This is a genomic window from Pseudomonas sp. NPDC090208, assembly GCF_044746785.1.
GTDB lineage: Bacteria > Pseudomonadota > Gammaproteobacteria > Pseudomonadales > Pseudomonadaceae > Aquipseudomonas.
Genome location: NZ_JBIVCU010000015.1, coordinates 90501 through 115179, shown reverse-complemented (window position 1 = coordinate 115179; position 24679 = coordinate 90501). Strand labels below are relative to the sequence as shown.

The window sequence follows — 24679 nt, the reverse complement described above, 5'->3', positions numbered from 1 at the left end:
AAAATACTTGTCGCCCGGGCATTAATAGGTCAGCCTCGGGCTCTTGGTGATGCCAATGATCCTGCAGGTTTGCGCGCAGGACAAACGGATATTCCTGCCGCTATCGATGACTTTTCTGAATGAATTACCGTCACCTCACGCCCTCCATGTCGCTGCTGCTGGCGTTTGAAGCCGCCGCCCGCCATGAAAGCTACACCCGCGCCGCCGAAGAACTGTCGCTGACCCAGAGCGCGGTCAGCCGCCAGGTGCAGGCGCTGGAACAACAATTGGGCCTGACCCTGTTTCGTCGCGAGGGTCGACAGGTGCAACTGACCGACGTCGGCCGCCTGTACCAACGCGAGCTGAGCGAGGCTCTCGGGCGCATCCGCAGCGCCACCCTGCAGGCCATGGCCTATCAGTCCGGCGGCGGCACCTTGCGTCTGGCGACCCTGCCGACCTTTGGCTCGAAATGGCTGTTGCCGCGCCTCCATGATTTCTACAAGACCCACCCTGGCATGCTGGTACACATCAACTCGCGGATCGACGCCATCGACTTCGAAACCAGTGGCATCGATGCAGCGATCGTGGTCGGCAACAGCGACCTGCCGGGCCTGATCAGCCATCGCCTGCACGCCGAAGAACTGGTGGTGGTGATCTCGCCACAGGCTGCTGAAGCCCATACCGAGTGGACGCCGGAACAGATCGCCGGGCAGACGCTGCTCACTGTGGTGAACAACCCCAACGCCTGGGGCGAATGGTTCAGCCATCACCGCCTGCCCCACCGCATGATGCGCCTGGGGCCGAGTTTCGAGCTGACCTCCCATCTGATCCAGGCGGTGCGCGCCGGTATCGGCATCGGTCTGGTGCCGCGCATTCTGGTGGATGACGAACTTGCTAGCGCCGAACTGATCAACCTCGACCTGCCCTTCGCCAGCCAGCGCAGTTATTACCTGGCCTACCCGCCACGCAACGAAACCCTGCCATCGCTGCGGGCGTTTCGTGCGTGGCTGCTGGAGCAGATCTGACGGCTAGCCACTCTCCTACGGAAAATGGGCTCAACCGGGCGCCATTGTGAGAGCGAATTCATTCGCGAGAGGCCATTCAGACGACGGTGATGTGTCGGCTGTCAGCCCGCATCGCGAATGAATTCGCTCCCACAGGGTATGGGGATGTTCATTAACCGTGTGACGGCCTACCCCTGTAGGAGTGAGCTTGCTCGCGATAGCGTTCTTTCAGCTAGCGCCACTGCGACTGAATAGACGCCATCGCGAGCAAGCTCACGCCTACAGGAGAATGGGCTCAACCGGGCGCCATTGTGGAAGCGAATTCATTCGCGAGAGGCCATTCCAGACGACGGTGATGTGTCGGCTGCCAGCCCGCCTCGCGAATGAATTCGCTCCCACAGGTTACGGTGAGGCAATCAGATCAGCTTGTTGTTCTGCAAAAACTCCTTGGCGACGCTTTCGATGGATTCACGGCCTACATCGACCCGGGAGTTGAGTCTGGCGATGGTGTCGTCGTCCAGGGTTGCCGACAGCGCGTTGAGCAGTTCGCCGACCTTGGGATTTTCTTCGACGACTTTGGTGCGGATCACCGGGGTCAGGGCGTAGCTGGGGAAGAAACCCTTGTCGTCCTTGAGCACCACGAAACCGAACGCCGGAATGCGGCCGTCGGTGGACAGCACCAGTGCCAGGTCGACCTGGCCGTCGCGCAGGGCCTGATAGGTCAGGCCGCCGTCCATGCGGATGATGTTCTTGCGCTCGAACTCGAACTGGTACATCTCCTGCAATGGGCGCAGGCCGTCGGGGCGGGAGAAGAATTCGGCGTTGGAGGCGAATTTGTATTCCTTGCCGCCGGCAACGTTTTTCGCCAGATCGCTGATCGAAACGATGCCTTCCTTGTCGGCTTCTTCCTTGCGCATGGCGAACGCGTAGGTGTTGTTGGCTTTCGACGGGTTCAGCCAGGTAATGCCCTTCTGCGCATCCAGGCTGCTGACTTTCTTGTAAGTCTCGTCGGCGTCGAGGCGGTCCTTGACGTTGTTGTAAATCACCAGCGAGGTGCCGGTGTATTCCCAGTACACGTCGACCTGGCCGTTTTCCTGGGCGGCGCGCAGCACCGAGGAACCCAGGTCAGCGCGCTTGTCGACGCCGTAGCCATTGGCGCGCAGCAGTTGTGCGGTCATTTCTGCCACCAGTTGCTGCTCGGTGAATTTCTTGCCACCGACGACGATCGTGCTGTTGGCGGAAACGCTGGCCGCAGAGCCCAGGGTAAGGCCCATCGCAAGTGCCAGGCTGGCGAGTGTCCGTAGAATCATCATGCACCTCTTGTTAGCTGTTCTTGTTATGAATGGACGTCAGCCCGGTCAGCGACCGGCCAGCCGCAGGCCCCGCGACACCGTCAGCACCTGCAGCACGCCGCAGGCCATGTCCACGGCAATCGCCAGCAGCGCAGTGGAAATCGCGCCGGCCAGCATCATGCCGAAGTCGTTCAGGTCGATACCGGTGAAAATCAGCTCGCCCAGGCCCCCGCCTCCAACCAGAAAGGCCAGCGGTGCGGTGCCGACGTTGATCGCCAGCGCCGTACGCACACCGGCGAAGATCACGTTCATGGCGTTGGGGATTTCCACCTTCCAGAGAATTTCCCGTGGGGTCATGCCCATGGCGTCGGCGGCCTCAATCAGGTGCGGCGGCACGGCACGCAGGCCTTCGTAAGTGTTCACCGCCACCGGCAACAGCGTCGCGACCCACAAGCCGAAGATCGCCGCACCACCGCCCACGCCCAGCAGGCTCATGGCCAATGCCAGCAGCGCCAGCTTGGGAATCGCCTGGCCGACGTTGAGCACCTGCATCGCGGCCATGGCATAACGCTGGTTGGCCGGGCGGCTCATCCACACACCCAGCGGCAGCGCCACCAGCAAGGCCAGCCCGCCGCTGATGGCGACGATGCGCAGGTGCTGCACGCTGAGGAAACTGATGTCGCCCCAGTGATATTGCAGCCCTTCCCAGAATCTCATCATCAAGTCGGACATGATCAGTGCCCCACTGCCGTGGTGTTTTCCACCAGCCGGGCGAGGATGTCGGCCTGGTGCACGTAACCGACGAAGCGACCATCGCTGTCGTTGCACAGCGCCCAGTCCTGGCCCTGCCCCAGCAGCTGCGAAAATACCTGCCGCAAGTCATCGCCGGGCTTGACCACCAGCCGCGAGACGCCGGATACCGCACCATTGCCGCCGACCACCTGCATCTGCTCCCGTGGCGCGGTGTGGGTGACGACATCGGCCACGCGCAGCAGGCGCAGGCGTTTCATGATGCGGTCGCCGCCCATGAAGTTGGCGACGAACTCGCTGTTCGGCCGCGCCAGCAGGTCATCCGGGGTGCCGAACTGCTCGATCCGGCCGTTGTGGAACAACGCCACGCAGTCGGCCATTTTCACGGCTTCGTCGATGTCATGGCTGACGAACAGCACAGTCTTGCCGACCTGCCGCTGGATGCGCATGAATTCATCCTGAATCACGTCGCGGTTGATCGGGTCGATGGCGCCGAACGGTTCGTCCATCAGCATCACCGGCGGGTCTGCGGCCAGGGCACGGGCCACGCCGACCCGCTGTTGCTGGCCGCCAGACAGTTCGCACGGGTAGCGCTTGAGAAACTTCGACGGCTCCAGCGCCACCACGTCCAGCAGTTCTGCGGCGCGCTTGCGGCTCTTGGCCTTGTCCCAACCCAACAGATTGGGGACCACGCAGATGTTTTCCTCGACGGTCATGTTGGGGAACAGGCCGACCTGCTGGATCACATAACCGATAGAGCGCTTGAGGGTCACGCTGTCCATCTCGGCGGTGTCGCGACCACCGATCCGGATGGTGCCGGAGGTCGGCGTGATCAAGCGGTTGATCATTTTCAGGGTGGTGGTCTTGCCACAGCCCGACGGCCCCAGCAGCACGCAGATCTGCCCCTCTTCAACGCTGAAGGACACATCTTCCACGGCGGTGGTGGTGCCGAATTGCTTGTTCAGGTGATTGATCTGGATCACGACGTGGCTTCCTTCAGTTGGCCTGCGGCCAGTTTGTTCAGGCCTTTGGGCGTCAGTACGCGCTGCAGGGCGTAGAGCGCGTAGTCGGCGGCAATGGCAATGATGCTGATGACGATGGCCCCGGCCAGCAGTTGGCGGGGGTCGGACTGGGCGATGCCGCGCACGATCAGGCTGCCCAGGCCACCCGCGCCGATGTAGGCGGCGATGGCGGCAATGCCGATGTTGATCACCGTGGCCATGCGCACGCCGGCCATGATCAGCGGCACCGCAATCGGCAACTCGACCTTGAACAGCCGCTGCGCGGTGGACATGCCCATGCCGATGGCGGCTTCACGCAATGACGGGTCGAGGTTGGAGATGGCGGTGGTGGTGTTGCGGATGATCGGCAACTGCGAGTAGAGAAACAGCGCGATCACCGCCGGCACCACGCCGATGCCGTAGCCGATCAGCGACAACACCGGGATCATCAGGCCGAACAGCGCGGCGGAAGGAATGGTCATCAGCACGGCGGCAAACGCCAGGACCCAGCGGCGTGTTCGCGGGTGCTGAGAGATGGCGACGCCGACCGGCACGCCCGTGAGGATCGCCAGACCAACCGCCACCAGCACGATCAGCAGATGCTGACCGAGCAGCAGGCCGACCAGCCGCGCGTTTTCCAGAATGAAACTCAAGGTTTCCATCGTTGTTATGCCTTCTTCATGTCGTTGTTATTTTTTCCGGCTGTACATCTGGAATTGAACGCCGGATTTGTAGGAAACCTTACCCTGCCCGGCTCGCCGGCCCGCCCTTCGAGTTCGACGATCTCTATCAAAAAATCGACGTCACGTGTCTTTTCAGCGAGAAGTCGCAGAGCCTGCCGTCCTCGCGGCAGGCAGCCGTCCACGGCAGACAGGCCGCCGCCGGGACGGGCCTGAGGTCATTAGCTTGCTATGGGTTTGTCAGGTGGTTCGGAACAGGCCCGCCATAGCGAAATATCGGCGCACACACACAGGCCCGGCGCTGACGATCAGGAGTGCGCCTCATCAAATTTCCGCCGTTCCTCTCCCGGCGTGCAGCCCCACACCCGACGATAGGCCGCGCCCAGATGGGACGCCGAAACGAAGCCGCAGCTGTAGGCAATCGAAGCAATCGGCTGGGTGCTTTCGCGCAGCAGGCGGCGGGCCTCGTTCAGGCGCAGTTCCAGGTAGAACTTCTTCGGCGTCATGCCGAAATGCTGGTGCCACAGGCGTTCCAGCTGGCGGTGAGAGAGGTTGCACTTGTCGGCGATCTGCTCAATGCCGACCACGTTCTCCAGGTTGTCCTCCATGAACGCGATGGCCGCAGTCAGGCGCCGGTCATGAATGCCGAAGCGCCACTGGATCGACATGCGCTGGTGTTCTTCCGGGGCGCGAATCCGCGCATGCAGGAATTGCTCGGCAATGCTCGCCGCCAGGGGGTTGCCGAAATCCAGAGCGATCTGCGCCAGCATCAGATCGATGGCCGCCGTGCCGCCGGCGCAGGTCCAGCGATTGTCGTGGTTGACGTAGAGTTCCTTGGTCACTTCGATGGCGGGAAACTCTTCGGAAAACTGGCCGATGGATTCCCAGTGCAAGGTGCAGCGCTTGCCGTCCAGCAAGCCCGCTCGGGCCAGAATGAAGGTGCCGGTGCTTAGCGCGCCGACGGTCCTGCCCTTGCCCGCCAGACGCTGGAGAAAGCGCAGCATTTTCGGCGGCTTCTGGTTTTCGATATCGAGGCTGGCGAGGACGAACACCCTGTCCAGTTCCGGCGCCTGCTCCACCGGCAGGGTCTGGATTTCGAAACCACTGCTGGAACTGATCATGCCACCGGCTTCCGACAGCACCGTCCATTCGTACAGCGCCTTGCCGGCCAACCGGTTGGCCGCCCGCAACGGCTCGCTGGCACCGGCCAGGGCCATCATCGAAAATTGCGGAAGAATCAGCAGCCCGATGCGCTTGGTGGCCTGGCCATTGCCGGGCGCGGGAGGTTCAACAGGGCTTGTCATCGCCGGATCCTTGTCGTGGGTCATGCCTGCCGCCGGCGACACAGGGTTGCGCAGCGTGGGCAGGCATATTACAGCCAGACGGGATTTTCGTGACAGATAAGGGGGCTTGCGGGTTGACGCCCAAACCCCGTGGGAGCGAATTCATTCGCGATGCGGCGTAACGGCCGACACATCTCTGTCGCCTGACATGGCCTCTCGCGAATGAATTCGCTCCCACGGGTTCAGCGTCAAACACCACCTTCCTGTAGGAGCCGGCTTGCTGGCGAAGGCATTTCCACAGTCACCTTGGCATCAGATGGCCGGCCGCGTTCGCCAGCACGCCGGCGTCTACAGGTTTTCGGCGTCAGGGCATCAAGCGCGAGCGCGGATCGCCTCATCAATGCTGCGGATCATCGACTGGAACACCGGGCTGTCGACCTGGTTCTGCTGGCCGTGCTGCATGTTCGGCACGATCAGGGCGCTGGCGCCGGCGTCACCGGGGTACAGACGGTGCAGACGCTGGGACTCCGACGGCATGTGCAGGGTGTTGTCGGCACCGTGGATGATCAGCGCCGGCGGGAAGCCCTTGGCGCCTTCGATGCCCGGCTCCGGGTCGAACGCCACGTAGGATTTGTAGGATTTCGCGGTGACATGGCTGCAGCCCGGCCAGCGGTCGGCGCCACCGGCTTCGGTGTAGCCGCCCAGTTGTTGATCGACATAAGCCTGGGTGTCCGGATCCAGCGGGTAGTAGCCCAGACGGGTCGCGTCGGTGCCGGTGTCGAATGGCGGGATCGGCGCGTTGTCGTCCAGCGCCAGAATGGCGGCATCGGCAGCGGCCTTGTCAGCGCGCAGCCCTTGCAGGTCACGCAGGGTGGTGTAGCTCATCGGCACCCAGAAGCGGATCTGCTCACCGCCGGCTTTTGCCAGCGCCGCCACCGCGCCCAGGCTGGCGACCGAACCCATGGCCCAGGACGCCACTACCGGCATTTCACCGAAGTTGTCCCGCGCCCACTGCACCGCGCCCAGCACTTCGTCCTGCTGGTCTTGCAGCGAGACGTTGGTGACCACCAGATCGCCGGCCTTGAACGTGTTGCGGATGGCCTTGTTGGTGAAGAAGCCGGCCACGTCGTAGGTCATCACTCGATAGCCGCGTGCTGCCAGCGCCCGACCGAATAATTGGCCGTACATGCTCACCCCGCCGGTGAAGCCGGAGTTGAACACCACCGGTGGCAGTTTTTCGCCATTGGCGCTGCCGGGTACGGGTTCGAATACCGTGCCTTTGAGGTTCAGGGTCTGGTCGGCATAGTGAACGGCGAACTGTATGTCTTTTGTTGTGATATCAGTCATTGCAGTCTGTCTCGATATTGAAGCGTGGGCGTTAATCAACTTGCCAATTGCTCGATTGCTCCGCGAAGCAAGCGGTCAACGGGAACTTGTGTTTCTGCAGAAACTTGCTGTGCAACAGCGTCGACGAATGCAAAGACGCTGTTTGAATCGAACACCGAGGCATAGGCCACGGCGTTATTGTCCGTGCCGACATGGGGCGCGTCGGTGGCTTCCAGGATCAACTTGTCGGCGCCCACACTACGGACGATCTGTATGGCAAAGCCGGCGGTGACTTCAGGATGGATCGAAGTGCGATAACCCGGCCCCTTGAACCACACATTGCCGCGTCGCTGCGCTTCGGCGAGCAAGGCGATATAGGCAGGTTCGGCCGTGCCGCGCTCACTGTGGCAACTGCCCAGATGGTCGATGACCACCCGCACGGTCTCGGGAATCTGCCGCAACACGCGCAGGCTGGTTTGCGCCTCTTTGGCATAGATGTGCAGGTGTTGATGGGGTTGCAGACGGTTATAGAACGCAGTCCAGGCAGCATCGCTGAAGTCGTTGTCGCCAACAGTTTCGGGCCTGGCATCGTGCAGCACGATACGTGCGCCGATCACTTGTGGATGGTTCAGACGCTCGGCAGTGGCGTACTGCGGATCGGCCTTGATCGTGCCGACCAGCCGAATACCGGCATAACGCTGCGGATGTGCTGCCTGAAGTTGTTTCAACTCTTCGAACGAGGCAAACACATTTTCCGAATCAGGAAGAATGCTCAGGTGAACATTGTTGATCAGCGCAGGCACAACACCGTTATCGATCAATTGATCCAGATAAGTTGTCAGCGGGTGCGGCTCGGGCAATGTATAAGGCAGCGAACCTGCGACCCGGGAAAGATCCCGCGAAGTGTAAAAATGAACGTGACTGTCAATTCTTCTGATCGGCGGCGGCATGATTATTGTTTTCCTGCATGAGTGGGAAAACAATAATCTTCAGGGCCTGCGCAGCGCTCCCGCCAACCCGACGTGTAGTATCAAAATTTCGCCATGCGCTCCACTGACATCAAGTCATGTGCAACGCCTGCACATCAGAATGGCGAGTTTTTGCTGTCCACCCCGTCGGCTCAGACGCCCCAGTATTTGAGTGCCCACAACACGCCCATGCCCGCCGCCAGCGTCAGTGTCGTGTTGCGCGTGCGCCAGGCCACCGCCGCCGCAACGATTGCCGCCGGGATCTGCGGGTTGCTCAGGGTGAATGCGCCATGACCGCCGGGATAGACCACGGCGGGCAGCATCAGTGCTGCCAGTACGCTGGCCGGGACGTACATCAACGCCCGACGCAGCAACGGCGGTATGCGCAACTGCCCATAGAGTTCGACGAACGACAGGCGCAGCACAAAAGTGCCCAGGCCGATGGCCAGAAACAGGCCCCACAACGCCCAGCTACTCTCCATGGCTCGCTCCCTCGGTCACGGCGCCGGACAGCGTCGGTTTGCCGGCCTGCTCCAGCAGCAAACCGGCGACAATGCCGCCCACCGAGGCGATGATCAGCCCGAGGTTGTACGGCAGGTCCACCGCCAGCACTGCGATCAACCCGCCAACCACGGCGGCGCCCAGGCTGGCGGCGTTGCGCAGACCGGGAATCAGCAGGGCCACAAAGGACAGCGGCACGGCGAAACCCAGCGACCACGACTCTGGCACTTTTGCCCCCAGGCAGACCCCGGCCACCACCGACAGCTGCCAGACCAGCCACATGCTGAAAGCCGTGCCAGCGTAGAAATGATGAGCGAAGCGTCCCAGCTCCCCTGTCGATAGTTTCAGATGGCACAGGGCGAACGACTGATCGGACAGCAGATACGACAGCGGCCAGGTCCAGCGCCGGGGCAAATGGTGCAGATGCGGCGCCAACGCGGCGCTGTACATCACCAGACGCAGGTTGATGACCAGCGCCGTGACCAGAATGGCGACGGGCACCACGCCCTGGTGCAACAGCGCCAGCGCCGCCATCTGCGCGGAGCCTGCATAAAACAGCAGCGTCATGCCGATGGTGGTGCCGGGCGCCATGCCCATTTCGATGGCCATCACCCCGGTGATCAACCCGAAGGGAATCACCCCCGGGGTCAGCGGCAGCAAGGCGCGCACGCCTTGCATGAAGGCTTCGGTCGCGGTTCGGTAGGCCATGTGAAGGTTCCTGGTGATGCCTGTATTTTTTGTTCTGACGGCCCTGCTATCTGCCGGCATGCATTCGGGTAAGCTGAGACACCGCTTCCGGACCTGACGGTCGAACCCAGGCAGATGAGGCAACTCATGTGGGAGGGAGCCCTGCTCGCGAAGGCGTCATTTCAGACAATGCTGTTTCGTCAGGACTGACGCCTTCGCGAGCAGGGCTCCCTCCCACAGGCCTTCGGCCCAGCCAGGCTTGAGTGCCGGAGCCAGCAGTATCACGGTCCATCATGGCTTGCAGTGTACGGGCCGTGTACCGCGCTTTAGAACCGACTTTTTTTTCGTGAAAACAGGTAGTTTTTGTTATGCCTAAAAGCCCCCAGCCTGATCTGCCGCTGATCAACATGCCGTCATTCAAGGCCATGCGTTCGTTTGTCGCTGCCGCCAAATACCGCAGCTTCACCCGCGCCGCCGAGGCGCTGTGCGTGACTCAGGCGGCAATCAGCCGGCAGATTCGCGAACTGGAACTGTCGCTGGGCACCGAGCTGTTCATGCGCGCAGGCCGCGAGATCAGGCTGACCGCATCCGGCACCGCGTTATTCGATGCCGCGCAGCTGTCGTTTTTGAATATCTTCCAGGCCACCGAACGCATTCGCCGCGAACAGGCCGACAAACACAGCATCACCTTGTGCTGCTCGCCGGCCCTGTCGGCGCTGTGGCTGTCGCACCGCTTGAAAGACTTTTTCAGCGCCCACCCCGGCGTCGACCTCAACATCATCACCACCCAGCATTTTCTCGCCATGGAGCCGGGAATAAAGCCGGACATCTTCATCACCAAGACCATGGACCTGCTGCCGGGCTACCGCCGCACCGCGCTGTTTCAGGAAGTGGTCTATCCGGTCTGCACGCCACGCTATCTGGAACAACACCCCGAGCTGCGCACCGTGGAAGGCATGCGCGAAAGCGTGCTGCTGGACCTCAACCCCTATGGCCGCGCGCAACTGTCGGAGCAGGTCGACTGGAATGTCTGGTTCGCCTTCCACGCCCAGCACCTGCCGCCGGCCAACAGCGACCGCCCGCATTGCCTGAGCAGCAACGATTACGGCCTGCTGGTGCAGATGGCGCTGGACGATCAGGGCCTGGCGCTGGGCTGGGATCACCTGATCGGGCATCTGATCAAACAGGGGCGTCTGGTACGGCCGGTCAAGGAAGAGATGACCCTGAAGGAATCCACGCAATACCTGATCGTCAATGAAGAGAAGGAAAACGAGCCGGCCTGCCGCAGCCTGCAGGACTGGTTGATCGCCGAATTCCGTCGCTGAGGCTGGCAATCGTTCTACATGGCAGTCATCATTCAGTCACACAGTGGTAGTAATTTGCCACCACCTTGCGGCAGGAATGAGCCCCATGATCCGCCGATCGTTGTCTTCCTTAAGCTTCCTCCAACTGCTCCTGCTGACGCTGTGCGCAGCGACGCTGGTGTTTCTGTGGGCGCTGTATTTTCAGCAGAAAGCCACCTCCCGCCATGAAGCGCTGACCGCTAAGGCCGCCGAGCACCTGAACCTGGCGACCATCGCCGCGGAAAACCTGCGTCAGCTGGTCGACCGTGCCCAGGCCATCGGCCGGGTAACCCGTGGCGACATGCAAGACCTGGGGCTGCGCCATCAGGGGCTGGTGCGCATGCTGGCGGAAGACCCGGTGTTCAAGCGCATGAGCCTGTACGCTGCCGACGGCCATCTGCTCTCCGCCAGCCATTCCGACGAGCCTGACCAATTGCCCGCGCCGTGGCTTGAACAATTGCAGGCCCATGCCGCGCAATTCGGCTTCAAGGCGATGCTGCCACGCGCCCTGCAGAGCACCGGCAGTTCGCTGGTGCCCAATTGGCGCCTGCCGTTCCTGCTGCCACTGATCGACGCATCGACCGGCAGGATGGACAGCATTCTGGTGGTGCAACTGGATGTCGGCTACCTCGCCGCGTTGTTCGAACACATCGACCTGGGCCAGAGCGGCATGTTGCGCCTGCTCGACAGCGACAGCCAGGAACGCCTGCGCATCAGCAGCAGCGGCGTGGTGTTTTCCGGCGCCCCGCTCGCCCCGGAACTGCCGAGCCAGGGAGAACAGGTCGGCATGCTCGCGCAACACGCTGCCAGCGAGCTTTACCAGAGCATGTACCTGCGCGTGCCGCAGCGCGGCTTCAGCGTGCTGGTCAGCCAGGCCAACGACGAAATCCTCGCCACCTCGCGCCTGACCAACCAGCGCCAGCTATGGCTGAACCTGTGCATGACCCTGCTGATTCTCGGCAGCCTGATCTGGACCCTGCGCGTGCTGCGCAAGCGCCAGGAAGCCTTCAACGCGCTGGAGCAAGCGCAGCAGATCAACCAGCAACTGATCGGACGTCTGGAAGAAGAACACCGCCGCAGCAGCCATGCCGCCGCCACCGATCACCTGAGCGGCCTGCACAACCGCCGCCAGTTTCTTGAAGTGGCGACCCGCGTGCTGTCCCGTCAGCGCGGCCAGCGCCGCCTGCTGGCGATTCTGTTCATCGACATGGACCGCTTCAAGTCGATCAACGATTCCCTCGGCCACAAGATCGGCGACATGCTGCTGCAAGCCGTCGCCGGGCGGATCAGCCGCATGCTGGAAGCCGGCGACGAGGCGGCGCGCTTCGGTGGCGACGAATTCGTCGTGCTGTTGGCCGGCGAGCGCAGCGAAGAACAGATCGACAGTTGGGTCAAGGCACTGGTGCAAAAGCTGTCGGCGGTCTACTCGCTCAACGAACAGGAAGTCACCACCAGCCCGAGCGTCGGCATCAGCATCTGCCCCCGGGACGGTCAGGACGTCGAAGAACTGATTCGCGGCGCCGACGCCGCCATGTATTCGGCCAAACGCGCCGGTCGCGGGCAGTACCGCTTCTTCGATCCATCGCTCAACGTCGCCGATGTCGAGGAATTCATCCTCGAACAGGCGTTTGGCAACGCCCTCAACGAACGTCAGTTCTGCCTGCATTACCAGCCGCAGATCCGCCTCGACTCGATGCGCGTCGAGAGTTACGAAGCGCTGGTGCGCTGGGAACATCCGGAATTCGGACTGGTTTACCCGGACCGCTTCATCGCCCTGGCCGAACGCAGCGGTTTCATCACGGCCCTGGGCTGGGAGGTGCTGCGCCTGGCCTGCGAAAGTCTGGCGCATTGGCATGCCGAGGATCGCGAGGTGCGAATGGCGATCAACGTGTCGGCCATCCAGTTGCATCAGGCCGATTTCAGCAGCCGACTGCTGGAAGAGCTGGCGCTGCACGGCGTCGAACCGCGGCATCTGGAACTGGAAATCACCGAAACCACCCTGCTCGACCAGGAAGGCCAGGCCATCGAACACCTGCGCCTGCTGCGCAACGCCGGCCTGCGTATCAGCCTCGACGATTTCGGCAAGGGCTACGCCGGTTTCGCCCATCTGCAATCGCTGCCGCTGACCAAACTGAAAATCGACCGCTCGCTGATCGCGCCGCTGTCCAACAGCCCGGACGACAGCCCCATCGTCTCCTCCACCATCATCCTGGCCAAGCGCCTGGGCCTGGAAGTGGTGGCCGAAGGCGTGGAAACCCGCGAACAAGTGGTGTGCCTGAAGCTGGCCGGCTGCGACATCGCCCAGGGTTATCACTTCAGCCGGCCACTCTCCGCCGCGCAGTTGCGCGAATACCCTCCGTTCATGAATCTCGTGGAAAACGCATGCGTGTCCTGAAGTTTTTTGTTGTCCTGCTGATGCTGTTTTCCCTCGCCGACAACGCATTCGCCGACTGCACCCAGCGCAGCCTGCGCATCGCGGTGATTCCGAAAAAAAGCATGGAAGAACTGCTCAAGGAGCATCGCCCGCTGATCGACAGGCTCAGCGCCGCGACCGGCATCCCGGTGGAAATCGTGCCGTCGTCATCTTACGAGAGCGTGGTCGACGCCATCGTCTCCGGCGGTGTGGACATCGCGTGGCTGGGCCCGGCGTCGTACATCCTCGCCTACCAGCGTGACCCGCGTATCGAACCGTTCGCCAGCCTGACCATCAGCCACGGCTTCTTCACTCCGGCCGGCCACCACTACCAGGCCCTGTTGCTGACGACCAAAGGCACCGACCTCACCGCTCTGCGTGGCAAACGGGTGGCAATGACCGACCCGGCGAGCACTTCCGGCAGCGTCGTGCCCAACGCCGAATTCTCGCGCCAGGTCGGCATGCCGTTGGCGAGTTTCTTCGGCTCGGTGGTCTACTCGGGCTCCCACGACAAGTCCCTGGATGCCCTGCTCGACCACAAAGTCGACGCCGCCTTCGTCTCCAGCGTGCGCGCCGACGCCTACCTCACCAGCGGCCGCATCAACCGCGACACTTTCAATGTGCTGTGGCGCTCGGAGCCGATCTACTACGATCCGTTCGTGTTTCGCGGCGGGCTGTGCAGCGATTTGCGAGCGCGAATCCGCACCGCGATGCTGACCCATCAGGAAGCGCTGAAAGACTTCCTCGATTCCCAGGAAGCGTCCAGCATCGTGCCGGTCAGCCATGCTGAATACGCCCCGCTGATGCCGCTCATGGGCTCGGCAGCGGGACGCTTGTGAAGGGTTGAATCAGCGGCTTTCGGCGACCGCCTGCTGCTGATCGCGCCGCGCCAGCCACCAGCCTGCCAGCAACACCAGCACCGCGCCGACCGCGCTGGCGACCCAGTGCAGCCATTCGGCCTGGGGCAGCCACGGTTGCAGGATCGGATCGCCGACCGCCATGCCGCCGGATATCCAGCCGATCAGCGCGCCACCGGCCGGCACCAGCCACGGCATGCGTTCCATGGCGGTCAGCACCAGACGGCTGCCCAGCACGATGATCGGGATGCTGATCAACACCCCGGCGGTCACCAGGTAGACGTTGCCGTCACCGGCCGCCGCCACCGCCAGCACGTTGTCCAGCGACATCACCACGTCAGCGACGATGACCGTCTTGATCGCGGTCCACAGGCGCGTGCCACCGTCGATTTCCTCGTCCCCGTCATCCTGATGGGCCACCAGCTTGATGCCGATCCACACCAGCAGCAGCGCGCCGACCAGTTTCAGGAATGGCAGCGCCAGCAGGTGGACCGCGCAGAACAGCAAAATCACCCGCAGCGCGATGGCGCCGGCCATGCCGCCGTAGATCGCCTTGGTCTGCAGCTCCCTTGGCAGACGCCGGCAGGCCATGGCGATGACCACCGCGTTGTCGCCGCCGAGCAGCAGGTCGATGGCGATGATCTGGGCCAGGGCGGTCCAGATGAAAGGGTCGGAAAGCCAACTCATGGGTAAACCTTATTGAACGAATAGAGGGAAGATCCCGGTTGCCAGCGACACGATCAGCAGGATGAAGCAGTTGATCACCGACCACTTCAGGGTGAAACGCTGGTTCTCGGCATAGTCGAGCTTGAGCATGCTCACCACCAGATAGGTGGATGCCACCAGCGGGCTGAGAATATGCACCGGCTGACCGATCAGCGAGGCCCTTGCCATTTCCACCGCAGTGATGCCGTGGTGCTGAGCCGTCTCGGCGAGGATCGGCAGGATACCAAAATAGAACACGTCATTGGACACCAGCCAGGTCACCGGGATGCTCAGCAAGGCGGTAATCACCGCCATGTACGGCCCGAAACTGGCCGGAATCACCTGCAGCAGACCGGTCGCGACGGCGTTGGCCATGCCGGTGCCGGACAGCACGCCGGTGAACACGCCGGCCGCAAAAATCAGGCTCGACACCGCAAGAATCGGCGGCGCATGCAGGGCCAGTTGCTCCTGCTGGTCCTTGAGACCGGGGAAGTTCACCACCAGCGCCAGGCACGCAGCGACCATGAACATATAGCTCAGCGGGAACAGTTCCAGGCATAGGCCGAGGATCAACAGGCCGGTGAGCACCCAGTTGAAGTAGAAACGCCAGCCGTCGCCACGGTGTTCCTTGTGCTCGGCGAAATCACCGTTGAGGTCGATGCTGCCGCCCAGACGCGCCCGCTCGCGACGGCCGAACAGCCAGGCCAGCACGAAGGTCCAGGCCACGCAGGCGAGCATCGCCGGCAGCATCGGCACGAACATCTGCCCGACATCGACGTGCATCGCGGTGGCCGCCCGCGCCGTCGGCCCGCCCCACGGCACCATGTTGCCCAGCCCCGACACCTGCAACAGCAGGCAGCAGACCATCGGCAGCGACAGGCCCAGACGCTTGTAGATCGGCAGGAACGCCGACAGCACGATCATGTAGATGGTCGCCCCGTCACCGTCCAGGGCGACGATGAACGCCAGCAGCACGGTGCCGACGAAAATCCGCACCGGATCGCCGCGCACGGCCTTGACGATCTTGCTGACCAGCGGATCGAACATCCCCGCTTCGGTCATGGTGAGAAAGTAGAGCATGGCGAAAATCATCAGCACGCCGTTGGGTGCGACCATTTTCAAGCCATCGATCACGTACTTGCCGAGGTCGGCCTGGAAGCCGCCGATCAGCGCGAATGCGGTCGGGATCAGTATGAGCGCGGTCAGAGCCGACAGACGCTTGCTCATCAAAAAGTAGATAAAGCAGGCCAACATCAAACAGCTGAGAAGCATGAGCATGGCAAATCCTGTTTTTTATAGTTGTACAGGGTTGCAACGTCCTCCCCGAAACGCTCGCGGTCCGGGGAGGACGCGGTTCGGTTCAGACAGGCAAACCCTTGGCCCGCAGCAGCGCATTGAAGCGCTCCGGGTCTGCGGTGCCCTTTTCATTGGTCTCGCGGATGCCCGCCTCGCGCTGAAGATGCGCCAGGGTTCTGGGCAGCAGCGCAGCCACGTCGGCCGCCGGCACCGCGATCACCCCGTCGGCGTCGCCCAGCACCAGATCACCCGGCAACACGCACAGCCCGGCACAGGCCACCGGCACGTTGATCTCCCCAGGACCGTCCTTGCTCGGGCCGCGATGGGTGTGGCCAGCCGCGAACACCGGCACGATGCCTTCGGCCAGTTCTTCCAGGTCGCGCACTGCACCGTCGATGACGATGCCGCCGAGCTTCACCCGCAGCGCCGTGGTCCGCACCAGACCGCCGATCACCGCCTGGCTGACGTCGCCACCGCCGTCGATGACCAGCACGTCACCCGGCTCGACCATCATCAGCGCCTTGTGCACCATCAGGTTGTCGCCGGGGCGGACGCGGATGGTAAACGCCGGGCCGCAAAGTTTCAGTGAAAGATCGCCGTGATAGATCTTCAGGCCGCGTGCACCGATGCTGCGGCCCATGCAGTCGCCCGCCACGGCGACGGGAATGGCGCGGAACGCTTCGATCAGCTCTGCCGGAATCGCGTTGACGCGGGGGTTGATGCGATAGCCGACGGGCCATTCGGTATGCGTGGAAGTGCTCATGAAAAACTCCTGATCAGAGGCCGAGAACGACGGGATTGACGCAGGCGGAAGGCGCCACCGGCGTACCGTTGAGAAAACCGAGAACGTTGCGTGCCGCACCTGCGGCCATGGCGGCCAGTGCTGCGGGGGTCGAACCACCGACGTGAGGGGTCAGCACGACGTTGGCCAGCTCAAGCAGCGGGCTGTCGGCCGGCAGCGGTTCGACGGCCATGGTGTCCAGCCCGGCGGCGTACAGGTGGCCGTCACGCAGGGCCTGAATCAGCGCCGTTTCATCGACCACTTCACCGCGCGCGGTGTTGATCAGCAGCGCATCCTTGGGCAGCAGCGCCAGTTGCTCAGCACCGATGAAGCCACGGGTTTTCGCGGTCAGCGGCACGTGCAGGCTCAGCACCTGAGCGCGCGGCAGCAGGTCGTCCAGCGACTCGCAGCGCTCGGCGCCTTGCAGATCGCTGTCGGCTGGCAGCATCGGGTCGTAGACCACCACGCTCATGCCGATGGCCTGACAGGCGAGAGACACGCGCCGTGCCACCTGGCCGAAACCGACCAGGCCGAGGGTGCGCCCGCACAGTTCCAGACCGTCCTGAGCGCGGGACCAGCGGCCACTGCGGATCTCGCGGTCCATCCAGCTCACCCGGCGAGCGGCGGCGAACATCAGCGCCAGAGTCATTTCCGCCACCGACTGGGCATTGGCCCCCGGCGTGACATAGACCGGGATATTGCGCGCAGTAGCCGCCGCGACGTCGATGTTGCTGACCCCCACGCCATGCTTGGAAATGACCTTGAGGGTCGGGCAGGCGTCGATGGCCTTGGCGGTCAGGTCCAGGGTGCGTGAAATCACGGCATCCACCGGCTCGCTGGCAAGAATCCGTTCAATCTCCTGCGCGCCCTTATCCTGGGCAACGAACAGCACGCGGCAGTCTTCGGCGTGCAGCAGATCAAGGCCCGCGGCCGCCAGTTTCGGCGCCGTGACCAGAATGGTATGGGGCATGGGTCAAGCCTTCAGTCAGAGAGGAGACGCGACCCCGGCGCACGGCACCGGGGCGCTCACCCCGGTTCAGGAATGGTCGATGGGCGACGGTTGCGCGTCGATCTTGATTTTGTAGAGGTGCACCGGGTACTGCACGGTGGACGGCTTGCCCGCCGTGGTCGCAGGCGTGCGGTTGATCTGCGCCGCCGGCATCCACAGGTAACCGTCGTGAATCCACATCGCGTCGACCCAGATCAGTCGCGGGTCGGCAATCACCGTGGTCACGGTCTTGTCCGGCGCGATGCGTTTGATGCTGCGGGTGTTCACGTCAGAGGCGTACAGGTTGCCGGCGGCATCGATGGCCGTACCGCCGGTGCTCCAGGTGTCCAGCCAGCGTTCGGCATGCCGGGCCACTTCGGCGGGCGCCAGGCTGGCGTCGTCGACATAACGGGTTTCGATGCGCGCCAGCGGGCCTGGAATCGCCTGGTAATAGAGGTATTTGCCGTCCGGCGACACTTCGAGCTGGTCCAGCCCGACGCGTTTTTCTTCGCCATTAGGGATAAACAGCTTCTGGCCGTCGGCGTACATCGGCACGTGGTCGATCGACAGTTCATGGCCTTCCAGCAGCGTGCGCGCCTTGCCGGTCTTCAGGTCCAGCACCACCAGGCGCACGGCGCCGGGATCGGTCAGATAGGCCAGATCGCCATGGAAACGGATGTCGTCGAAATAGCTGTTGTCCTTCTGCACATCGCCTTGCAGCGGATAGACCTTCTCGACGGTGTCGCTGGCCAGGTCGATCTTCACCAGCTTGCCGGCACCGGGCACCGCATGGGCACCAGTGTTGATGCCCGTGTTACCGGCATCGACCGCCCAGAGCTTGCCGTCCAGACCGATACGCAGCGCGTTGACATGCAGGAAATGGTGGGCGGGATCGTTCTTGTCCCAGCTGTTCCACTGCGCGTCGGGATACGGATGCAACTGACCGTCCTTGCCCAGCTCGGCCAGCGAAACGCCAGGGCCTTCGGATTGGGTCAGGGACACGAAGGTGCGGCCATCGGGCGCAACCGTCACGCCGTTCCAGATATGCGCGGAGGTCGCCACCGGCAACAGGCGACTGTCTTCAACGGTGGGCAGATTCGGCGGCAGCACATCGGCGGCATGGGCAAACAGCGGGGCTTGAAGCGCAAGAAACAACAGCGGCGCAGCGGACAGTTTCATGGAGTGATCTCCGGCTTTTTATTGTGGGCCTCCCCATTCGGGGTGCGGCGCCAGTATCACGGCCGGGAATGTTTGAATCCATTAGCGAATTTTCAACCAATCATTCTTCTGAGGAATGAGTTGGCGTGCTGGATAAGACCTGTAGGAGCGCGCTTGCCCGCGATGGCGGTGGATCAGTCAACACAACATTGACTGGCCTGACGCCATCGCGAGCAGGGCTCCCTCCCACAGGTTTTGTGGTGGCTGATATTTTCCGGTTGAAACCCGGTGTGTAGGAGCCGGCTTGCTGGCGAATGCGATGGGTCAGTCAGCACAGCACTGACTGGCCTGACGCTTTCGCGAGCAGGGCTCCCTCCCACAGGTTTTGTGGTGTCAGGTATATCTCGGCCCGCCACCGGCCATGTGGGAGCGCGCTTGCCCGCGATGGCGTCGGGTCAGTCAGCACAATATTGACTGGTATGACGCCATCGCGAGCAGGGCTCCCTCCCACAGGTTTTGTGGTGGCTGATATTTTTCGGTTGAAACCCGGTGTGTAGGAGCCGGCTTGCTGGCGAATGCGATGGATCAGTCAACACAACATTGACTGGCCTGACGCCATCGCGAGCAGGGCTCCCTCCCACAGGTTTTGTGGTGTCAGCTATATCTCAGCCCGACACCGGCCATGCGGGCTTGCCCGCGATGGCGTCGGATCAATCAGCACAATATTGACTGGCCTGATGCCTTCGCGAGCAGGGCTCCCTCCCACGGAGATTGGCACGGGTGGGCGATAACCGGGAACCTTGTGGGAGCGAATTCATTCGCGATGCGGTATTACTGGCGACACATCTCTATCGACCGGACTGGCCCCTCGCGAATGAATTCGCTCCCACGGTTTGAACCGCATCCGCCGGTCAAACCCCACCCTGCTCCTGCAGGATGTCGATAAACCGCCGTGTGGCCGGGGACAGGTAGGCGTCGCTGCGGTGGACGATGCCGAATCGCCGGGGCATGGTGGTTTTCGGGTTGTGTACTTCGACCAGGCCTTCGCCGCTGGCGCCCGTCAGATTGCGCCGGGAAACAAAGCTCAATAGACCGGTTTCGACGATCAGATTGCGCATCGATGCCAGCGAGCTGGAGACGATCGCCACGTCCGGTGGCGGCAGGTCGTTGGCCTTGAACGCCGCTTCCAACCATTGCCGCGTCGCCACGGACGGCGGCGACAGCATCCAGCGGTATTCACACAGCGCCGCCATCGGCACCTCGCGACCGGCCAAGGGATGCTGCGCGCTGGCCGCGACCACCACTTCGTCGTCCATCACCGGCAACTCAGTCAGCTCTTCGTCGCCGGAACCGGGCGGCAACGCACCCAGCGGGCCGACCACGATATCCAGCGCGCCCTTGCGCAGGGAATCGTGAAGCACGTCGTTCATGCCGATCTGCATTTCCAGCAGCACCGCCGGCGCCTGTTCCTGAAGGATGCGACAGGCACGGGGCAAGACGAACTCGGCAGTGGTCGCCGCGGCGCCGACGCGGATCACCCCGGACAACCCCTTGCCCATGGTCGAGGTCTGCCGCCGAGTTTCATCCAGCACCCGCTCGACCAGTTGCGAGCGCTCGCACAACAGCTGCCCGGCGCTGGTCAGACGAATGCCGCGCCCTGCCCGCTCGAACAGCTCGGCGCCGTAGGCCTCCTCCAGCCGGTCGATGCACTTGGACAGGGCCGACTGCGAGATATGCAGCGCTTCCGAGGCGCGGCCCAGATGGCCCAGTTCGGCAATCTTCATGAAATAGGCCAGGTCGCGTATCTGTAGGTTGATGCTCATTGCCGCGTTGCTCCGTCACGTATCAAGGGCCCGGGCGGCCTGCGGATGAATTCGCTGACGGATCATGCTATTGATGCACACCTCCTATCAATGCCCGGTGCGTTCCGATGAGCATCAATTTCGACCTCAACGACCTGCAGGCCTTTCGTGCCGTCGTCGAAAAAGGCAGCTTCCGCAAGGCTGCCGACGCCATTCGCATCACCCAGCCGGCCTTGAGCCGACGCATCGAAAAGCTGGAGTCGGCGCTCAACGTCAAACTGTTCGAGCGCACCACGCGCAAGGTCAGCCTGACCACAGTGGGCCTGGCCTTTCTGCCGCAGGTGGAGCGCATGCTCGACGATCTGGACATCGCCCTGATGAGCATCAGCGAAGTCGCTTCCACGCGTATGGGCAGCGTGACCATCGCCTGCGTGCCGTCTGCCGCGTATTACTTCATGCCGCAGGTGGTCAGCGCGTTTCACCGGCTGTACCCAAAAATCAAAATCAAGCTGCTGGACGCCAGCGCCAACGAGGTCAACAGCGCGGTGGCGTCGGGCGAAGCGGATTTTGGCGTGAGCTTCAGCGGCACCCTGGCGCCGGAAGTCGATTTCGAGCTGCTGTTGCAGGAGCGCTACGTGGTGGCCTGCCGTCGCGATCACCCGTTGGCGGGCCGCGAATGCGTCAGTTGGGAAGAGATGTACGAGCACGATTACATCAGCCTGGACAAGACCTCGGGTAACCGGCTGATGCTGGATCAGGCGCTGATGCGCGTGCACCCGAAAAAACCGGGCATCTGCGAAACCCGCCACGTCACCACCATGATCGGCCTGGTCGAAGCCGGGCTGGGCGTGGCGGCGGTGCCGTCGATTGCCATGCCCGGCGCTGATCATCCGATCCTGGCCAGCGTGCCGCTGATCGAGCCCGAGGTGATGCGCAGTGTCGGGCTGATCCAGCGCCGCGGACGGACATTGACGCCCGCGGCCATCGAATTGCAGCAACTGGTCAGGTCAATGCCGCACCGTTCAACGGGGCACTGAGTCCAGCCCGGTGGCCTGCACTTGCGGCTGCACCTTGGCCGAAGACAGATACTCCAGCAGCGCCTTCGCTTCCTGCGGGTGCTCGGCGTTGCGCGGAATACCGGCGGCGAAACGGGTCACCGACTGCACGTTTTCCGGGATCTTGCCGACGTAGATCACGCCCGGCACCGGCAACAATTCGGCCACCTGCTGAAAGCCCACCTGATAGTCACCTTTGGCAACTACCGACGCCACCGGGATGCGCTCGATCATCTTGCCCTTGGGGCCGACCTGGTCCTGCACGCCGAGCTTTCTGAACAGCTCCTTCTCGATGTACACGCCACTGGCGCTGTCGGAATAGGCGATGGAATCGGCCTTCAGCAGCACGTCCTTGAGCTGGGCGTCGCTGCCGATCTGCGGCTTGTCGGCGCCCGCCTTGACCACCATGCCGATCCGCGAATCCGCCAGTTCCACCCGCGAGGCCGGATCGACCTTGCCCTGTTTGATCAGCTCGTCCAGCGCATAGCCGACCATGATCACAACGTCAGCATGCTCGCCGCGTTCCAGGCGGTTCGGAATCGCTTCCGGGGCCTTGCCCATCGACGGGCCGAGGATAGTTTCCAGGGTGTCGCCGCTCGACGCCGCGTATTGCGGGCCGAGCAGTTTGTACGCGGCGGTGAAGCCACCGGAGGTCATCACCTTGAGCTCGGCAGCGTCGGCGGTGGCATGCAAAGCGAGGCAGGCCAAGCTGAAGGTTGCCAGGGGTTTAAGCAGGTTTTTCATTGTTATTGCCCTTGAAAGACGAGGGATTGATCAGACCGCCAGTTGCGGGCGAGCGGAGATGTTGCGGTACAGCACCAGAGTTGCGCCGAGCGCGCAGATGGCAGCGAAGGTCATCCAGTAGGCGGGTGCGGCCTTGTCGCCGGTCAGGTGAATCAGCCAGGTCGACACCGCCGGGGTGAAGCCGCCGAACACCGCCGTCGCCAGGCTGTAGGCCAGCGAGAAACCGGCCACGCGCACTTCCACCGGCATGATTTCGGTCAGGGCCGGGATCATCGCGCCGTTGTACAAGCCATACAGGCAGGAGAACCACAGCAGCACTTCGAGCATGTGGCCGAAGCTCGGCGCCTGGGCCAGGAACGACAACGCCGGGTAGGCAGTGACAATGGTCAGCAGGGTCATCGCCAGCAGCAGCGGCTTGCGGCCGAAACGGTCACTCAGGGCGCCGCCGATCGGCAGCCAGACAAAATTGGACACGCCCACCAGCAGGGTCACCAGCAGCGCGTCGGCGGTGCTCAGGTTGAGCACGGTCTTGCCGAAGGTCGGTGCATAAACGGTGATCAGGTAAAACGCAGTGGTGGTCATCGCCACCATCAGCATGCCGGCGACGACGACGCGCCAGTTCTGCAACAGGGTGCTCATCACCTGCCCCATGGTCGGACGGTGGACGCGGGCGTTGAATTCTTCGGTTTCCTGCAGACTGCGGCGCAGCAGAAAAATGAACGGGATGATCAGGCAACCCACGGCGAACGGAATGCGCCAGCCCCAATCGGCGACTTCCGCCGAGGTCATCCACTGGTTCAGGGCGTAGCCCAGCGCGGCGGCGACGACAATTGCCACTTGCTGGCTGCCGGACTGCCAGCTGGTGTAGAAGCCTTTGCGGCCTGGCGTGGCCATTTCCGCCAGGTACACCGACACCCCGCCCAGTTCGGCACCGGCCGAGAAGCCCTGCAACAGGCGACCGAGCAACACCAGCGCCGGCGCCCACAGGCCGATGCTGGCGTAACCGGGCACCAGCACGATCAGCAGCGTGCCGCTGGCCATGATCGACAAGGTGATGATCAGCCCTTTGCGGCGACCGACGTCGTCGATGTAGGCCCCGAGAATCACCGCGCCCAGCGGGCGCATGAGGAACCCGGCACCGAACACGGCGAAGGTCAGCATCAATGAGGCGAATTCGCTGGAAGCCGGGAAGAACGCGGCGGCGATGTGCGTGGCGTAGAAGCCGAAGAGGAAGAAGTCGAACTGTTCGAGGAAGTTGCCCGAGGTGACCCGAAAAACGGCACCGGCCTTGGAGGTGGCGGACGCCGCCCGTGGATGGGGTGAGCCATGCATGATTGTGTCTCCAGCGATCTTGTTAATTGTGCTTGTCAGCGCTTTATGACCGCGGAGTTTGCTCGACACACTTTGAAACGATAAGTGCTATGTTTTCATCGATTGATGCGTTTGGTTTATCAATCACCGTCCCCCCGGAAACCTGTAGGTGCGCGCTTGCCCGCGAAGGCGGTGTATCAGTTGAAGCCGGGTTGTCTGAATTGACGCTTTCGCGAGCAGGGCTCCCTCCCACAGGTTTGGCGTTTCATTCACACATCCTGCGGCGAACAATGATTCTGTGGGAGCGGGCTTGCCCGCGATGGCGGTGTGTCAGTTGAAGCCGGGTTATCTGAGCTGACGCCTTCGCGAGCAGAGCTCCCTCCCACAGATTGCGTCGTTTCACACAACCTGCGGTTAGTCACGACTCTGTGGGAGCGCGCTTGCCCGCGAAGGCGGTGTGTCAGTTGAAGCCGGGTTGTCTGAATTGACGCTTTCGCGAGCAGAGCTCCCTCCCACAGGTTTGGCGTTCATTCACACATCCTGCGGCGGACAATGATTCTGTAGGTGCGCGCTTGCCCGCGATGGCGGTGTGTCAGTTGAAGCCGGGTTGTCTGAGCTGACGCTTTCGCGAGCAGAGCTCCCTCCCACAGGTTTGGCGTTCATTCACACATCCTGCGGCGGACAATGATTCTGTGGGAGCGGGCTTGCCCGCGATGGCGGTGTGTCAGTTAAAGCCGGGTTGTCTGAGCTGACGC

22 protein-coding genes are annotated in these 24679 nt (G+C 62.8%); 5 read left to right on the top strand and 17 right to left on the bottom strand.

Annotation, left to right across the window (positions count from 1 at the left end):
* The first annotated feature begins 119 nt into the window (after positions 1-119).
* Complete coding sequence (locus ACIPL0_RS23165; RefSeq protein ID WP_400599666.1) at positions 120-1004, top strand: LysR substrate-binding domain-containing protein; 885 nt, start codon at positions 120-122, stop codon at positions 1002-1004.
* Positions 1005-1399: 395 nt separating this feature from the next.
* On the opposite strand, the gene ACIPL0_RS23160 is transcribed toward ACIPL0_RS23165, so the two are convergent.
* From ACIPL0_RS23160 to ACIPL0_RS23120, 9 genes are all read right to left on the bottom strand, one after another.
* Positions 1400-2293: a glycine betaine ABC transporter substrate-binding protein gene (locus tag ACIPL0_RS23160; protein WP_400599667.1), complete on the bottom strand. Its 894-nt coding sequence runs from the start codon at positions 2291-2293 to the stop codon at positions 1400-1402.
* Between the two features lie 48 nt (positions 2294-2341).
* The gene (locus ACIPL0_RS23155) at positions 2342-3007 is read right to left on the bottom strand and encodes an ABC transporter permease (protein ID WP_400599668.1); all 666 of its coding nucleotides are present in this window, start codon (positions 3005-3007) and stop codon (positions 2342-2344) included.
* 2 nt (positions 3008-3009) lie between these two features.
* Positions 3010-4008 carry an ABC transporter ATP-binding protein gene (locus tag ACIPL0_RS23150; RefSeq protein ID WP_400599669.1) on the bottom strand — a complete coding sequence of 333 codons (999 nt, stop codon included), beginning with the start codon at positions 4006-4008 and terminating at the stop codon, positions 3010-3012.
* Positions 4005-4688: an ABC transporter permease gene (locus tag ACIPL0_RS23145; protein ID WP_400599670.1), complete on the bottom strand. Its 684-nt coding sequence runs from the start codon at positions 4686-4688 to the stop codon at positions 4005-4007. The genes ACIPL0_RS23150 and ACIPL0_RS23145 overlap by 4 nt, the downstream gene beginning before the upstream one ends.
* A gap of 326 nt (positions 4689-5014) precedes the next feature.
* The gene (locus ACIPL0_RS23140; RefSeq protein ID WP_400599671.1) at positions 5015-6010 is read right to left on the bottom strand and encodes a GlxA family transcriptional regulator; all 996 of its coding nucleotides are present in this window, start codon (positions 6008-6010) and stop codon (positions 5015-5017) included.
* 351 nt (positions 6011-6361) lie between these two features.
* A complete protein-coding gene (locus ACIPL0_RS23135) occupies positions 6362-7336 on the bottom strand; it encodes an alpha/beta hydrolase family protein (protein WP_400599672.1) in 975 nt (324 codons plus the stop codon).
* A 35-nt stretch (positions 7337-7371) separates the two neighbouring features.
* Positions 7372-8265, bottom strand: coding sequence for an amidohydrolase family protein (locus ACIPL0_RS23130; RefSeq protein ID WP_400599673.1), 894 nt, complete (start codon positions 8263-8265; stop codon positions 7372-7374).
* Positions 8266-8435: 170 nt separating this feature from the next.
* Complete coding sequence (locus ACIPL0_RS23125) at positions 8436-8765, bottom strand: AzlD domain-containing protein (RefSeq protein ID WP_400599674.1); 330 nt, start codon at positions 8763-8765, stop codon at positions 8436-8438.
* Complete coding sequence (locus tag ACIPL0_RS23120) at positions 8755-9492, bottom strand: AzlC family ABC transporter permease (protein ID WP_400599675.1); 738 nt, start codon at positions 9490-9492, stop codon at positions 8755-8757. The genes ACIPL0_RS23125 and ACIPL0_RS23120 overlap by 11 nt, the downstream gene beginning before the upstream one ends.
* 347 nt (positions 9493-9839) lie before the next feature.
* On the opposite strand from ACIPL0_RS23120, the gene ACIPL0_RS23115 reads away from it, so the two are divergent.
* The 3 genes from ACIPL0_RS23115 (at position 9840) to ACIPL0_RS23105 (ending at position 14066) form a co-directional block, all read left to right on the top strand.
* Positions 9840-10796: a LysR family transcriptional regulator gene (locus ACIPL0_RS23115; RefSeq protein ID WP_400599676.1), complete on the top strand. Its 957-nt coding sequence runs from the start codon at positions 9840-9842 to the stop codon at positions 10794-10796.
* An 85-nt stretch (positions 10797-10881) separates the two neighbouring features.
* Positions 10882-13209: a putative bifunctional diguanylate cyclase/phosphodiesterase gene (locus tag ACIPL0_RS23110; RefSeq protein ID WP_400599677.1), complete on the top strand. Its 2328-nt coding sequence runs from the start codon at positions 10882-10884 to the stop codon at positions 13207-13209.
* Positions 13197-14066 carry a phosphate/phosphite/phosphonate ABC transporter substrate-binding protein gene (locus tag ACIPL0_RS23105; protein ID WP_400599678.1) on the top strand — a complete coding sequence of 290 codons (870 nt, stop codon included), beginning with the start codon at positions 13197-13199 and terminating at the stop codon, positions 14064-14066. The genes ACIPL0_RS23110 and ACIPL0_RS23105 overlap by 13 nt, the downstream gene beginning before the upstream one ends.
* A gap of 9 nt (positions 14067-14075) precedes the next feature.
* On the opposite strand, the gene ACIPL0_RS23100 is transcribed toward ACIPL0_RS23105, so the two are convergent.
* The 6 genes from ACIPL0_RS23100 to ACIPL0_RS23075 form a co-directional block, all read right to left on the bottom strand.
* A complete protein-coding gene (locus ACIPL0_RS23100; RefSeq protein WP_400599679.1) occupies positions 14076-14771 on the bottom strand; it encodes a TerC family protein in 696 nt (231 codons plus the stop codon).
* A 9-nt stretch (positions 14772-14780) separates the two neighbouring features.
* A complete protein-coding gene (locus ACIPL0_RS23095) occupies positions 14781-16067 on the bottom strand; it encodes a CitMHS family transporter (RefSeq protein ID WP_400599680.1) in 1287 nt (428 codons plus the stop codon).
* A gap of 82 nt (positions 16068-16149) precedes the next feature.
* On the bottom strand, positions 16150-16848 hold the full coding sequence (locus ACIPL0_RS23090) for an RraA family protein (protein ID WP_400599681.1): 699 nt from the start codon (positions 16846-16848) through the stop codon (positions 16150-16152).
* A gap of 13 nt (positions 16849-16861) precedes the next feature.
* Positions 16862-17836, bottom strand: a complete 975-nt coding sequence (locus ACIPL0_RS23085) for a hydroxyacid dehydrogenase (RefSeq protein ID WP_400599682.1) — start codon at positions 17834-17836, stop codon at positions 16862-16864.
* Between the two features lie 66 nt (positions 17837-17902).
* On the bottom strand, positions 17903-19033 hold the full coding sequence (locus ACIPL0_RS23080; RefSeq protein ID WP_400731612.1) for an L-dopachrome tautomerase-related protein: 1131 nt from the start codon (positions 19031-19033) through the stop codon (positions 17903-17905).
* A gap of 890 nt (positions 19034-19923) precedes the next feature.
* On the bottom strand, positions 19924-20835 hold the full coding sequence (locus tag ACIPL0_RS23075; protein WP_400599684.1) for a LysR family transcriptional regulator: 912 nt from the start codon (positions 20833-20835) through the stop codon (positions 19924-19926).
* A gap of 107 nt (positions 20836-20942) precedes the next feature.
* Here ACIPL0_RS23075 and ACIPL0_RS23070 point away from each other — a divergent pair, with 107 nt between their 5' ends.
* On the top strand, positions 20943-21851 hold the full coding sequence (locus tag ACIPL0_RS23070; protein ID WP_400599685.1) for a LysR family transcriptional regulator: 909 nt from the start codon (positions 20943-20945) through the stop codon (positions 21849-21851).
* Here the strand turns inward: ACIPL0_RS23070 and ACIPL0_RS23065 are convergent.
* Both ACIPL0_RS23065 and ACIPL0_RS23060 read right to left on the bottom strand, forming a co-directional pair.
* Positions 21837-22613 (bottom strand): substrate-binding domain-containing protein, encoded by a 777-nt coding sequence (locus ACIPL0_RS23065; RefSeq protein ID WP_400599686.1) that lies wholly within the window; start codon positions 22611-22613, stop codon positions 21837-21839. The two genes, ACIPL0_RS23070 and ACIPL0_RS23065, sit on opposite strands and share 15 nt — an antisense overlap.
* Before the next feature lie 30 nt (positions 22614-22643).
* The gene (locus tag ACIPL0_RS23060; protein ID WP_400599687.1) at positions 22644-23945 is read right to left on the bottom strand and encodes an MFS transporter; all 1302 of its coding nucleotides are present in this window, start codon (positions 23943-23945) and stop codon (positions 22644-22646) included.
* Positions 23946-24679 lie beyond the last annotated feature (734 nt).